The sequence below is a fragment of the Saccharopolyspora halophila genome (genome assembly GCF_039531955.1).
GTDB lineage: Bacteria > Actinomycetota > Actinomycetes > Mycobacteriales > Pseudonocardiaceae > Saccharopolyspora > Saccharopolyspora halophila.
Genome location: NZ_BAAARA010000015.1, coordinates 235,734 through 248,326 on the forward strand (window position 1 = coordinate 235,734; position 12,593 = coordinate 248,326).

The 12,593-nt window shown below is 70.4% G+C and carries 10 protein-coding genes; all 10 read right to left on the reverse strand.

All coding sequences use genetic code 11. The features are described from left to right. Positions 1-88: 88 nt before the first annotated feature. A complete protein-coding gene (locus ABD289_RS19555; RefSeq protein ID WP_344134717.1) occupies positions 89-844 on the reverse strand; it encodes a CPBP family intramembrane glutamic endopeptidase in 756 nt (251 codons plus the stop codon). Positions 845-956: 112 nt separating this feature from the next. After that, positions 957-1,637, reverse strand: coding sequence for a CPBP family intramembrane glutamic endopeptidase (locus tag ABD289_RS19560; protein ID WP_344134720.1), 681 nt, complete (start codon positions 1,635-1,637; stop codon positions 957-959). 219 nt (positions 1,638-1,856) lie between these two features. Next, positions 1,857-2,933, reverse strand: a complete 1,077-nt coding sequence (locus ABD289_RS19565; protein WP_344134723.1) for a metal-dependent hydrolase family protein — start codon at positions 2,931-2,933, stop codon at positions 1,857-1,859. After that, the gene (ffh, locus tag ABD289_RS19570) at positions 2,930-4,486 is read right to left on the reverse strand and encodes a signal recognition particle protein (RefSeq protein WP_344134726.1); all 1,557 of its coding nucleotides are present in this window, start codon (positions 4,484-4,486) and stop codon (positions 2,930-2,932) included. The genes ABD289_RS19565 and ffh overlap by 4 nt, the downstream gene beginning before the upstream one ends. Before the next feature lie 150 nt (positions 4,487-4,636). Then, entirely contained in the window at positions 4,637-6,376 is a 1,740-nt protein-coding gene (locus ABD289_RS19575) for a DEAD/DEAH box helicase (RefSeq protein WP_344134729.1), read from the reverse strand. Between the two features lie 299 nt (positions 6,377-6,675). Next, entirely contained in the window at positions 6,676-7,209 is a 534-nt protein-coding gene (locus ABD289_RS19580) for an AAA family ATPase (RefSeq protein WP_344134733.1), read from the reverse strand. 463 nt (positions 7,210-7,672) lie between these two features. Then, the gene (locus ABD289_RS19585) at positions 7,673-8,011 is read right to left on the reverse strand and encodes a P-II family nitrogen regulator (RefSeq protein ID WP_344134736.1); all 339 of its coding nucleotides are present in this window, start codon (positions 8,009-8,011) and stop codon (positions 7,673-7,675) included. Further along, positions 8,008-9,345, reverse strand: coding sequence for an ammonium transporter (locus tag ABD289_RS19590; RefSeq protein ID WP_344134739.1), 1,338 nt, complete (start codon positions 9,343-9,345; stop codon positions 8,008-8,010). The genes ABD289_RS19585 and ABD289_RS19590 overlap by 4 nt, the downstream gene beginning before the upstream one ends. 122 nt (positions 9,346-9,467) lie before the next feature. After that, positions 9,468-10,685: a CynX/NimT family MFS transporter gene (locus ABD289_RS19595; RefSeq protein WP_344134742.1), complete on the reverse strand. Its 1,218-nt coding sequence runs from the start codon at positions 10,683-10,685 to the stop codon at positions 9,468-9,470. 323 nt (positions 10,686-11,008) lie between these two features. Then, on the reverse strand, positions 11,009-12,526 hold the full coding sequence (ftsY, locus tag ABD289_RS19600) for a signal recognition particle-docking protein FtsY (protein ID WP_344134745.1): 1,518 nt from the start codon (positions 12,524-12,526) through the stop codon (positions 11,009-11,011). Positions 12,527-12,593 lie beyond the last annotated feature (67 nt).

Genomic DNA, 12,593 nt, shown 5'->3' on the forward strand with positions numbered 1-12,593 from the left:
AGCGGTGAGAGGGACCCCTCGCGGCGAACAGCCACTCATTCTGCCAGATACCACCCGAACAGCGGGTACGGGGTCGCGCTGGCCAGGGTCATGCGGGCATCCAGCCCATTGCGATCAGCAGCACGCCGACCGCGGGCAGGAAGTTGTTGACCTGGTGCGCGATCACGCTCGCGGTCAGGCGGCCGGTGACCATCCTGGCCAGCCCGATCGGGATCGCGATGATCAGCAGCAGCCAGGTGCGCGACGGTTCGAGGTGACCGATGGCGAACAGCGCGGTGCTGAGCACGAACACGTTGAGCTGGCTCCAGCGCATCCGCTCCATCGCGCCCCACAGCAGCCCGCGGTAGAGCAGTTCTTCGCACACCGGAGCGACCAGCCAGATGTGCAGGAACACCAGCACCGCCAGCGCGGGCGGCAGCCGCACACCGTCGAGCACGCTGCTGACCGTGGAGTTCGCTCCCGCGCCCTCCCACCGCATCCACAGCGTGGTCGCCACCATGGTGGTGACCAACCCGATGCCGCCGATGGCCAGGCCGGTGGTCACGTCCGACCGGCGCCACTGCAACCCGAAGTCCAGCCTCGGACCGTTGCCGCGAACCAGGGTGATCCCGACCGCGACCAGCCCCGCCAGCACAGTGGGCAACACCAGCATCAGCACCACCGCGGCGGTGCCCGGCGCGCTGAAGACGGCGGCCAGCACGACCGATGTGAGCACGAACACCGCTTCGGCGAACAGGAACGCGCCCAGCCCCCAGCGATGCGTGCGCACCGGAGCCGGCGCTGCCCAGGACGGACCGGACCTCACCGGCTCTGATTCGGTCTCGGATGCGTGCGGTGTGGACACGGGAGCCTCCGTGGTGCCGCTCGGCGGGCGGGAGCCACCGGCGGTGTCGGCTTGCGGGCACCGGGCGAAGCCGCCAGGTTACTCCTGCCCCGCCCGGGGCTGCGCCGGGTTTTCACTGCGCCACGGCGAACAGCAGCAGGGCGGGCAGGAAGTTGTTGGTCGCGTGGGCCACCATGCTGGCCGCGACGCGGCCGGTGATCATGCGAGCCGCGCCGATGGCCAGTCCGCCCACCAGCAGCACGGGCGTGCGCCAGACCTCCTGGTGGATCAGCGCGAAGATCAGCGTGGTCAGCACCAGGATCACGTAGCGCGGCACGCGGTAGTGCTCCAGCGCGCCCCACAGGGCGCCGCGCATCAGCAGCTCCTCGGTCAGCGGAGCCCCCAGGAAGGCGAACAGCGCGAACAGGAACAACCACACCGTCCGGTCGCCCTGCATCAGCCGCGTCAGGCCGGTCTCCGGTGGAGGCCCGGACAGGCTGATGACCACGAGCGTGACCGCGAGCGAGCCGAAGAGCGCGCAGAGCCCGCACGCGAAGCCGACCCGGAAGTCGCGGCGCTTGGGCAGGATGCCGAAGTCCGAGCGCAGTCCGTTGCCACGCCACCAGGACAACACCGCGGGCACCAGCCCCAGCAGGATGTTCGGCGCGAAGGCCAGCAGCAGCAACGGCCCGGTGTCGGGCGGCTCGGACGGGTCGAAACCACCGCTGTTGTCCGGCAGCAGTGCGCCCAGGAGCATCCCCACCAGGTAGTAGCCGCCGTAGCCGATGAAGAAGGCCGCGAAACCCCAGGCCAACGTGCCTCGCCTGGCAGCCTCCCAGTCGGCCTCCCAGAAAGCTGAATGCAGCTGCGGGGTTCCCGGACCCACGGGTCGGTACGGCCCCCGGTTCGGTTGCTCCCCCACAACACCCTCCCCTCGACACTTTCACCCTAAATGCTCGTCAGGGGTGGTGCCGATCCCGAGTGGAATGTGAGAACGGTTGTCAGAGCCGTTTTCACCGAGACCGAGGCGCGCTCAGCCGCCGAACACCGCGCCACGCAGCACGATCCGCTTCGGCTTGCCCAGCACACCCAGGTCCTCGCGCGGATCGGCCTCGTAGCAGACCAGGTCGGCCGGGGCGCCGTGCTCGAGCCCGGGCCAGCCGAGCCAGCTGCGAGCGCCCCAGGAAGCCGCTCCGAGCGCCTGCTCGGGGGACATGCCGACCCGGTGCAGCGCGCGCACCTCGTCGGCCAGCGCACCGTGCGGGATGCCGCCGCCCGCGTCCGTGCCCGCGTAGACCGGCACACCGGCCTCGATGGCCTTGGCCACCGTGGTGTCGGCGCGCTCGTAGAGCCCGGTCATGTTCGCCGCGTAGTCCGGGTACTTGGTGGCCGCGGCGGCGAACGAGGGGAAGTTCTCGATGTTGACCAGGGTCGGGACCAGCGCGGTCCCGCGAGCGGCCATCAGGTCGATGGTGTCATCGGTCAGGCCGGTGCCGTGCTCGATGCAGTCGATGCCCGCGTTGATCAGTCCGGGCAGCGCATCCGATCCGAACACGTGCGCGGTAACCCGGGCGCCGAGCTCGTGCGCGGTGCCGATGGCCTCGGACAGGACTTCCTCGCTCCACAGCGGGGCGAGGTCGCCCGCCGAGCGGTCGATCCAGTCGCCGACGAGCTTGATCCAGCCGTCGCCGTAGGCCGCCTGCTCGGCGACCGCGGCGGGCAGGTCCGTCTCGTCCTCGAGGTCGTCGGAGAGCTTCGGGATGTAGCGCTTGGGCCGGGCCAGGTGCTTACCCGCGCGGATGATCTGCGGCAGGTCCGCGCGCCGCTGCAGCGGCCGGGTGTCGATCGGCGCGCCGCAGTCGCGGATCAGCAGAGTGCCCGCATCCCGGTCGGTTTCGGCCTGCCGGGCGGCCTCGTCGAGCTCGACCGGGCCGTCCGGCCCGATGCCGACGTGGCAGTGCGCGTCGACGAGCCCGGGCAGCACGTACCCGCCGTCGAAGACGGTCTCCGCGTCGGCGACCGGCTCCAGGCTGATCCGGCCATCGGCGATCCACAGGTCCCGCTGCGCGCCGTCGGGCAGCACCGCGGCGCGCAGGTGCAGCGCCGTCACTTGTCCTTCTTGCCGAAGTTGAGCTTCGACGGGTCGAACCCGGGTGGCAGCTGGTTCATTCCACCCTCCAGCTTGGACAGATCGGGGCCCGCGCCGGGCGCGCCGCCCATGCCGCCGGGAGGCATCATGCCGGGCATACCTCCGGGCATGCCCTTCATACCCTTCGGCGGGGTCGGGCCACCCTTGCCCTTCTTGCCCTTCTTCCCCTTCTTGCCCTTGCGGCTCTTGGTGCCGCCACCACCACCGCCGCCGAACTGACCGGCCATCTTCTGCATCATCTTGCGCGCTTCGAAGAAGCGGTTGACCAGGTCGTTGATATCGCTGATGTTCACGCCGGAACCGCGCGCGATGCGCTGGCGGCGAGAGGCGTTGATGATCTTCGGGTCTTCCCGCTCGGCGGGCGTCATGCCGCGGATGATCGCCTGGATGCGGTCCAGCTGCTTCTCGTCGAAGTTGGCCAGCTGGTCCTTCATCTGACCGGCGCCCGGCAGCATGCCGAGCAGGTTCTGCAGCGGACCCATCCGCCGCACGGCCTGCATCTGCTCGAGGAAGTCCTCCAGCGTCAGCTGGCCGGTCCCCATCTTCTCGGCGGCCTTCTCGGCCTGGTCCTGGTCGAAGGCCTGCTCGGCCTGCTCGATGAGGGTGAGCATGTCACCCATGCCCAGGATCCGGTTGGCCATCCGGTCCGGGTGGAAGACGTCGAAGTCCTCCAGCTTCTCGCCGCTGGAGGCGAACATGATCGGCTGACCCGTGACCTCGCGGACCGAGAGCGCGGCACCACCGCGCGCGTCACCGTCGAGCTTGGTCAGCACCACGCCGGAGAAGCCGACGCCGTCGCGGAAGGCCTCGGCGGTGGTGACCGCGTCCTGACCGACCATGGCGTCGAGCACGAACAGGACCTCGTCCGGGCTGACGGCGTCCCGGATGTCGGCGGCCTGCTTCATCATCTCCTCGTCGACGCCCAGCCGGCCCGCGGTGTCGACGATGACGATGTCGTGCTGGGCGCGCTTGGCCTCGTCGATGCTGTCCCGGGAGACCTGCACCGGGTCGCCGACGCCGTTGCCCTCCTCGGGAGCGAACACCGGCACGCCGGCGCGCTCACCGACGACCTGCAGCTGGTTGACCGCGTTCGGGCGCTGCAGGTCGCAGGCCGCCAGCATCGGGGTGTGGCCCTGGCCGGAGAGCCACTTGGCGAGCTTGCCCGCCAGGGTCGTCTTACCGGAACCCTGCAGACCCGCCAGCATGATCACCGTCGGCGGGTTCTTGGCCAGCTCGAGCCTGCGCGTCTCCCCGCCGAGGATGCCGACCAGTTCCTCGTTGACGATCTTGACGACCTGCTGGGCCGGGTTCAGCGCCTGCGAGACCTCAGCGCCCTTGGCCCGCTCCTTGACACCCTTGATGAAGCTGCGCACCACGGGAAGCGCCACGTCGGCTTCGAGCAGGGCGATCCGGATCTCCCGCGCCGTGGCGTCGATATCGGCTTCGGACAGCCGTCCCTTGCCGCGCAGGTTCGTCAGGACCGAATTGAGCCGGTCGGAGAGAGTGTCGAACACGGGTTCACGGGCTCCAAGTCGATGGGGTACCTAAGCGAGGGTAACCGGCCGGGCCCAAGCCCCGGCGACGGCCGCGAAACGACCTCTCAGCTTACCCTGCTCGCAAGCGAAACCCGAGCCCCCTGAAAGGAGGCCCGGGTTTCGCGTTGATCAAGCTCCGGAGTGGCGGAACTCGCGGCGAGGACCGTCGGTGCGCCCCTGCGGAGCGCGGGTCTGACCGCCCTTGCGGTGCGGGCGCGGCTTGTTGTCTCGCTCGCCCCCGCTCCGGGCGGGACGGCGCGGGCGGCGGCTGATGATCTCGCCGTCGGCCCGGGTGATCTTCAGCCCGCGGCCGGCCACCTGGGTGTTGCGCAGCTTGCCGAGCAGGTCCTCCGGCAGGTCCGCGGGCAGCTCGATCAGGGTGTGCTCGTTGCGGATGTCGATGTGCCCGATGTGCTTGCTCGACACGCCGCCCTCGTTGGCCAGCGCACCGACCAGCGCGCGCGGCGTGACCCGGTTCCGCCTGCCGACCTCCACCCGGTAGGTCTCGGTGTCGGACCCGTTCGGCTGGAACGCCGCGTTGTCCCGGCGCTGCGGCTCCGGCTCGGCCTCCAGCAGCAGCGGACGGTCGCCCTGAGCCATCGAGGCCAGCGCCGCGGCGATCTCGGTGGCGGACACGTCGTTGTTCTGCTCGTACTCGCGCACCAGCTCCTGGAAGACCTCCAGGTTGCCCTTGGCCAGCGTCTCGGTGATGTTCTGCGCGAACTTGGCCAGCCTGCGCTCGTTGACCGCCTCGATGGTCGGCAGTTCCATCTGCTCGATGCTCTGCCTGGTGGCCTTCTCGATGGCCCGCAGCAGATGCCGCTCGCGCGGCGAGACGAACAGGATCGCCTCCCCGCTGCGCCCGGCCCGGCCGGTGCGGCCGACGCGGTGCACGTACGACTCGGTGTCGTGCGGGATGTCGTAGTTGAACACGTGCGAGATGCGCTCGACGTCGAGCCCGCGAGCGGCGACGTCGGTGGCGACCAGGATGTCGATCTTGCCGTCGCGCAGCTGCCCGATGGTGCGCTCGCGCTGGGCCTGCGCGATGTCGCCGTTGATCGCCGCCGCGGCCAGTCCCCTGGCCTTGAGCTTCTCCGCCAGCTCCTCGGTGAGCTGCTTGGTGCGCACGAACACGATCATCGCGTCGAACGGCTCGACCTCGAGGATCCGCGTCAGCGCATCCATCTTGTTGCCGCCGCGCACCGGCACGTAGCGCTGGTGGATGTTGGTGGCCGTGCTGGTCTTGGTCTTGACCGAGATCTCGGCCGGGTTGTTCAGGTAGTTCTGCGTGATCTTGCGGATGCCCTGCGGCATCGTCGCCGAGAACAGCGCGACCTGACGGCTGGAGGGCACCGACTGCAGGATCTTCTCGACGTCCTCGATGAAGCCCATGCGCAGCATCTCGTCGGCCTCGTCGAGCACCAGGTTGGTCAGGCCGCTGAGGTCCAGCGAGCCCTTCTCCAGGTGGTCGATGACCCGGCCCGGGGTACCGACCACGACGTGCGCGCCGCGGCGGAGGCCGGACAGCTGCGGGCCGTAGGAGGTGCCGCCGTAGATCGGCAGCACGTTGAAGCCGGGCAGGTTCGCGGCGTACTTGTGGAACGCCTCGGAGACCTGGATGGCCAGCTCACGGGTCGGTGCGAGGACCAGCGCCTGGGGCTTGGTGACCTTGAGGTCGATGTTCGACAGCACCGGCAGCGCGAACGCCGCCGTCTTGCCGGTGCCGGTCTGCGCCAGCCCCAGGACGTCGCGACCTTCCAGCAGCAGCGGGATGGTCTGCTCCTGGATCGGCGAGGGGGATTCGTAGCCGCTCTCGGTCAGCGCCTGCTGGACGCGCTGGTCGAGGTCGAGTTCGGCAAAGGTAGGCATGCGGTAAGCGGGTCTCCCTAGGTGGGTTCGGCAGTGGGGCTGATGACGCGGAAACGGCCCGGCACTACCGCGCCCCACACTGTGATCCGGGGCGATGCGTGGACTCGGTTGAATACCCGGCCATGGGCTCCGCTTGCGCTTCGAACCGCGCGCTCCACCCGACGCACACCCTGTTGCCAGTGACCCGCAGCTCGATGATTCTCAGCCTGGTGCAGCGGCCCCTTGCCGCAGCACCGGTTGTCCAGCCTAGCGATCGAGATCTCCGCGTGCGTCCCCGCCCCGGCCCAACGGGACGCACATCACGTGCCGACCTCCACTCGCAGGCCGGCGGCGACCTCCTCGCGAGTGAGCTGCCGCACCGCGGACCAGCCAGAAGGAGGGTTGCCCGCGAGCAGCTCGCGGTGCACGCGTCCGGCGCGCCTGGCGTGCCGCTCGAAGGAGCGCGAGCGGATCAAGCGGCCCCGCGAGCGCTGCCCGCGCAACGCCTCGCCCGCGTCGGCGTGCAACCACAGCAGCACGGCCTTCCGCCCGCTCAGCCGGGCCAGCAGCAGCAACAGCGCGCGCGTGCCCGCCCGGGTGGCGGGCTCGTGCGCGACCACTGGTCCGCGCGCCAGCACGCAGGCCAGCGCTATCCGGCCGCGGTGCAAGGCGTGCACCAGCGGACGGTAGTAGCGGTAGGGCACCGCGGGCAGCGCCGCGCGCAGCCGGGACCGGACCTGGTCGGAATCCAGCCGGAGCACGCCGGAATCGGTGCGCAGCTTGCCGAGCGCGGTGCTCTTGCCCGCGCCGGGCAGCCCGGCCAGCACCACCAGCGTTCGCCTGGTGATGCACACCGCGGGCAGCGGGTCCGCGTCCGCGTCCGCCTCTAAGGCATCCGATAAGTCCTCGATGATTCACAGATTACGCGGTCGGTGATCTTGGGTTGACCTTCTGCCGCGCGAAGAAAGCGGGAAGCGGCCCGCCCTGCGGACCGCTTCCCGCTCGTTCCCGGTGCGCTACGGGGTACCGCACCCGGTTCGCCACGTGGGCGGCACTGCCCCCGCCGCCCACGTCCCCCTGCACCACGCGCGATCCCGCGAATCCGCCCGACCCCCAGTACGGGCGGTGCTTCCCGGACCTCCCCATCACCGCGTCGCACCGAAGAGTCTGCCGGTCGCGGGGCCCGCGCGAGACCGTGAACCTGCCTGAGTGCGGATGCGTATTACTACGCATTCCCAGCCGGGAGGAATCGGCGAAAGCACGCAGAAAGGCGCCCCCGGCACTTCGACCGAGGACGCCTTCTCGCTGCTCAGCGGATCAGATCGCTTCCACTCCGGTCTCGCCGGTGCGGACGCGGGTCACGCTCTCCACGGAGGTGACCCAGACCTTGCCGTCGCCGACCTTGCCGGTGCGGACCGCGTTGACGATCCCGTCCACCACCTTGTCGACGTCGGTCTCGTCCACCAGCACCTCGACGCGCAGCTTCTCGATGAAGTCCACCGAGACCTGGGCACCCCGGTAGACCTCGGTGTGCCCCTTCTGCCTGCCGTAGCCCTGCACATCGCTCACGGTCATGCCCAGCACCCCGAGCCTGCCGAGCGCCTCCTTCAAGTCGTCCAACTTGGATGGTTGGACGATCGCGGTCACCAGCTTCATGCGCGGCTGCCCTCCAGCTTTCGGTCGTCGACACCGGCGGCGGCCGAGGCGCGGCGGGCGGACCGGTCGTCACCGAAGTGGTAAGCGGTCTCGGCGTGCTCGGCCTCGTCGATGCCGGCGGTCTCGTCGTCGGCGCTCGCCCGGAAGCCGACGATCGCCTTGACGACGTAGGCCAGCACCAGGCTGAGCACGAAGGAGTAAACCAGCACCGCGATCGCGCCGACGGCCTGTCGCCACAACTGGTCGACGCCGCCGCCGTAGAGCAGGCCGTTGACGCCCTCCGGAGCCACGTCGGAGGCGAAGAAACCGACCAGCAGCGTGCCGAGCAGGCCACCGACCAGGTGCACGCCGACCACGTCGAGCGAGTCGTCGACGGCGAACTTGAACTTCATGCTCACGGCCAGCGCGCAGATCGCGCCGGAGATCGCGCCGATGGCGATGGCCCCCACCGGGGTCACCGACGAGCAGGCCGGCGTGATCGCGACCAGACCGGCCACGATGCCCGAGGCGGCGCCCAGAGTGGTCGCGTGCCCGTCGCGGATGCGCTCAATCAGCAGCCAGCCCAGCATCGCGGCCGACGTCGCCACCAGCGTGTTGACCAGCACGAAGGCCGCAGTACCGTCGGCGGCCAGCGCCGAACCGGCGTTGAACCCGAACCAGCCGAACCACAGCAGGCCCGCGCCCAGCACCACGAACGGCAGGTTGTGCGGCTTGCCCGGGTCCTTCGGCCAGCCCTTGCGCTTGCCCAGCACGAGGGCCAGCGCCAGCGCGGCGGCACCCGCGTTGATGTGCACCGCGGTGCCACCAGCGAAGTCGATGGCGCCCAGGCGGTTGGCGATCCAGCCTCCGACCGCCGTCACGTTGCCCGCGTCGTCGGTTTCGTCGAACGCGAAGACCCAGTGCGCGACCGGGAAGTACACGATGGTCGCCCACAGGGCCGCGAACAGCAGCCACGGGCCGAACTTGGCGCGGTCGGCGATGGCACCGGAGATCAGCGCGACCGTGAGGATCGCGAACATCGCCTGGAAGCCGACGAAGGCCAGGGATGGGATCGTGCCGGACAGCGAGTCCTCGCCGAGCAGGCCTGCGAGGCCGAAGTTCTCAAAGGGGTTGGCCAGCAGGCCCAACCCGCCGACGTCGGTGGCGAAGGCCATCGAGTAGCCGAACAGCACCCACAGCACACCGACGACGCCGATCGAGCCGAGGCTCATCATCAGCATGTTCAGCACGCCGCGCGAGCGGACCATGCCGCCGTAGAAGAACGCCAGCCCTGGCGTCATGAGCAGGACCAGAGCGGCGCATACCAGCACCCATGCGGTGTCGCCTGAATTCACATTGCCTCCCCGTGCGGACCGAGTTGCGCCGTATCCTGGGGAGTACGTGTTTCAAGCGCGCCGTTCTGCCGTTACGCGGGCATGAAGAGTGCTCCGCGGACGGTTACGCGCGGATTGCCATGTCAATTCCGCGTTACGCCACTCACCACCGAGGGCACCTGCACCGGCCTCCCGACGGAGAGCCCGAACAGCAACCATCCCGCTGCGCAGGCGAGAACCAGCCCGGCGGGCGCCGTCCAGCCACCGGTCACGTCGTGCAGCAGCCCGATCAGCAACGGACCCGCCGCGGCGATGAGATAACCCCCACCTTGAGCCATCCCGGACAGCGCCGTCGTGGTGTCGCTGTCCGGCGCGCGCAGCCCGAGCAGGGTCAGCGCCAGCCCGAACGCGGCGCCCTGCGCGAAGCCCAGCACCGCCACCGCGGGCCAGAGCCCGGCGGCCGGGCCGAGCAGGATGCCGCTGAAGCCGAGCATCAGCAGCAGCGACAGCACCACGATCATCGGCCGCTGGTCGCGCATCCTCCGGCACAGCACCGGGATGCTCAGCGATCCGGTGGCCTGGATCGCGGCCTGGACGCCCAGCGCGAGCCCGGCCAGTTCCGGGCTCATGCCGCGGCTCTGCAGCATCGTGGGCAGCCAGCCGAACACGACGTAGGCCAGCGAGGACTGCAGGCCCATGAAGAACGTGAGCTGCCAGGCCAGCGGACTGCGCCAGAGCCTGCCAGGACTGGCGGGCAGCGGCGGGGCGCCGGAGCTGTGGCGCACGGCGACCAGGCTGATCACCAAAGCGATCAGCACCGGCACCGCGAGCAGGCCGAGCGGTGCCTGCCACGAGGAGCCGAGGGCGGCGCCGATCGGCACCACGACGCTGGCAGCGATCGCGCCGCCGAGCGTCAGGCACATGGTGTAGGCGGCGGTGATCGCCGGGACGTTGTGCGGGAAGTCGCGCTTGATCAGTCCGGGGACGGCCACGTTGGCCACCGCGATCCCCGCGCCGACGATCACGGTGCCCGCGAGCAGCGAGGCCATGTCGCCCAGCGCGCGCAGCGAGTTGCCGACGAGCAGCACCACCAGGCAGCCGAGCAGCACGCGCTCATCGCCGAAGCGCTGCCGCAGCCGGGGCGCGACGAAGGCGAACGCTCCCAGGCACACCACCGGCAGCGTGGTCAGCACGCCACCGAAGGTCTCGGACACCCCGAGATCGCGCTGAATCCGCTCCAGCAGCGGCGCCACCGCCGTGAACGGCGGGCGAAGCGCCAGCGCCACCAGCACGACCACGACCAAGGTCATCGCGGCGGCGAGCCTGGTGGTCGGCCGCACACCCTGGACATCGGTGCCCACAGAAAAGTTCCCTTCGGAGTTCGGACGTCCCCGGACCACACCAGTGCGAACACCATCGGTCCAGACCAGGCCGGGGCACCACCACTCAACTACAGGCCGGCCCTCCACAACACCACCCCCACCCGTAACTTTCCCCACAAAACAATCAACCCAGCCCCGGCGATCGGGCGAATCTCCGCATCAGGGACAGAATTCGACCCCGTATGCGCGGGAATCTGGAGATTCTCGGGTTGGGGTGACCGGGTTTCGGCGCGTTGGGCTGAACGCAGAGCAGCCCCCGGGTCCGGGACCTGGGGGCTGCTGCGTGCGGGTGCTCTGGTCGGTTACTTGAGCAGGGCGTCGACGAAGGCGCCGGGCTCGAAGGGAGCCAGATCGTCCGGGCCCTCGCCCAGGCCGACGAGCTTGACCGGGACGCCGAGCTCGCGCTGGACCTGGAAGACGATGCCGCCCTTCGCGGTGCCGTCGAGCTTGGTCAGCACGATGCCGGTGACGTCGACGACCTCGGAGAACACGCGGGCCTGCATGAGTCCGTTCTGCCCGGTGGTGGCGTCGAGGACGAGCAGGACCTCGTCCACCTGCGCCTTCTTCTCCACGACCCGCTTGACCTTGCCGAGCTCGTCCATCAGGCCGGTCTTGGTGTGCAGCCTGCCCGCGGTGTCGACCAGGACGGCGTCCACCGCGGTCTCGCTGCCCCGGCTGACCGCCTCGAAGGCCACGCTCGCCGGATCCGCGCCCTCCTTGCCGCGCACCACCTCGGCGCCGACCCGGCCGCCCCAGGTCGCCAACTGCTCCACCGCGGCGGCGCGGAAGGTGTCGGCCGCGCCGAGCAGCACGTTGCGGCCGTCGGCGACCAGCACGCGCGCGAGCTTGCCGGTCGTGGTCGTCTTGCCGGTGCCGTTGACGCCGACCACGAGCACGACGGCCGGCTTCCCGCCGTCGGCCGGGTCGCCGTGCGGCAGCGCCCGGACCGAACGCTCCATGCCCGTGCCGAGAGCGTCGACGAGCACCTCGCGCAGCAGGGCGCCGGCCTCCTCCGGGCTGCGGATCGCCCGGGAAGCCACCTCGCTGCGCAGGCGCTCGGTGATCTCGGTGGTGGTGGCCGCGCCCAGGTCGGCCATCAGCAGGGTGTCCTCGATCTCCTCCCAGGAGTCCTCGTCGAGGTCACCGGCACCGAGCAGGCCGAGCAGGCTCTGCCCGAACGTCGAGCGGGAGCGGGACAGCCTTCCGCGCAGCCGCTCCAAGCGACCGGCGGTGGGCTCGATCTCCTCGACCTGCTCCGGCGCGGCCGGCTCGGGTTCCGGCGCAGCCGGCTTCTCCGGGACCTCGGGTTTCTCCGGGGCCTCGGGCTCAGCCGGGGCTTCCGGCACGGGAGGAGCCTCGGGCGTGGCCGGCGCCTCGGGAGCCGCGGGCGCTTCCGGCGCGGCCGGAGCCTCCGGCCGCGCCGGAGCCTCCGGTTCGGCGGCGGACTGCTCGGGCACCTCCGGGGATTCCGGAGCCTCCGGGGCTTCGGTGGCCTGGCCGTTGGGCAGCTCCACGTCGACGATGCCGCGCTTCGCGCTGTCGCGGGGCACCGCGGCGTCATCGCCGATCCCGGGCTGGCCCTCCACCTCGGTGCGGTCGTCCACGGGGTGTTCGGGCGGGGTCGCCGTGGTGGCGCCGCCGCCGCTGGCCAGGCTGATGCCGCTGCCCGCCTGGTACCCGCCGCCCTTGGCGGTGGGGGTCTCGTCCTTCTCGCGCAGGCTGATCCGCCGACGGCGGTTCAGCACCACACCGGCGACCACGGCGACCGCCAGCACCACCGCGACGACGACGATGATCGAAATCAGGGTTGAGGTGGTCACCGATCCATCCTCCCACCTGGCCTGATCACCGCAGGAAGCACCTGCCACCGCCGGTCAGCAATTCACC

Coding starts and splice junctions, on each gene's coding strand:
- ABD289_RS19575 (WP_344134729.1), bottom strand. CDS start 6,376: ATGCCTACCTTTGCCGAACTCGACCTCGACCAGCGCGTCCAGCAGGCG.
- ABD289_RS19585 (WP_344134736.1), bottom strand. CDS start 8,011: ATGAAGCTGGTGACCGCGATCGTCCAACCATCCAAGTTGGACGACTTG.